This window comes from Streptococcus sp. 10F2 (assembly GCF_054331515.2).
In genome coordinates, this window is record NZ_JBTGGE020000120.1 from 1 (window position 1) to 740 (window position 740).

A 740-nucleotide genomic window follows, 5' to 3' on the forward strand; every position below is an offset into this window, starting at 1 on the left:
TTTTTCGTAGTTGCTTCTTTACTTGATTTGGCATTCTATCCACCTCCTTTAGCCTAAGTATAGCAAAAAAAGGATTTCGAAAGCTCATAAATCGAGCTTTCGAAATCCTTAACTTAATGACATTGCGGATTAATCCGACCATTTTTTCATCGCTTCTAAAAAATCTGTTACATCCATGTCCACTCTTTTGACATCAATCGGATCCCAAAATCCATCCGTTCGATAGCGAGGAATTAAGTGAATATGAAAATGTGTCTCAGGATCCATCACACCATCATTATAGACCACAGAAACACCGTCTACTGCTGTTTTTTCACGAAAAACCTTCGTCAAATAAGCTTGTAAATCTACAAGTTCATGGCGCATTTTTTCAGGTAATTGCTCCAAAGATTCAAAATGTTCTTTAGAAATCACAAGTAAATGTCCTAATTGAATAGGATTAATATCCCAAACCATTTTGAAATATTTAGATTGGAAAAGGATGTTCTCTTCTTTGATTCCCTTACAAAAAACACAGGCCATCCATTACTCCTTTCTGATTTGTAATCATTCTCTTAAGAATGATTACAAATCTAGTAAAAAAATTTGCTCCCTAAATAAAGAGCAAATTTTTTCCAATTATAGTTGTTTCACTTTAAAAAACATTGTTTAGACATTCTATCACCGAGTTATATTTGGGTAGTAACTCTATGACTTTCTTCTTAAGGTTAGCCCATGCTTTTTCAATCGGATTTAGTTCA

The 740-nt window shown here is 33.5% G+C and carries 1 protein-coding gene; it reads right to left on the reverse strand.

Annotated elements, in window-relative coordinates; translation table 11 throughout:
- Positions 1 to 129 precede the first annotated feature (129 nt).
- Positions 130 to 522, reverse strand: coding sequence for an HIT family protein (locus ACXM1Q_RS09320; RefSeq protein WP_458517815.1), 393 nt, complete (start codon positions 520 to 522; stop codon positions 130 to 132).
- Between the last annotated feature and the right edge of the window lie 218 nt (positions 523 to 740).

Coding starts and splice junctions, on each gene's coding strand:
- ACXM1Q_RS09320 (WP_458517815.1), bottom strand. CDS start 522: ATGGCCTGTGTTTTTTGTAAGGGAATCAAAGAAGAGAACATCCTTTTC.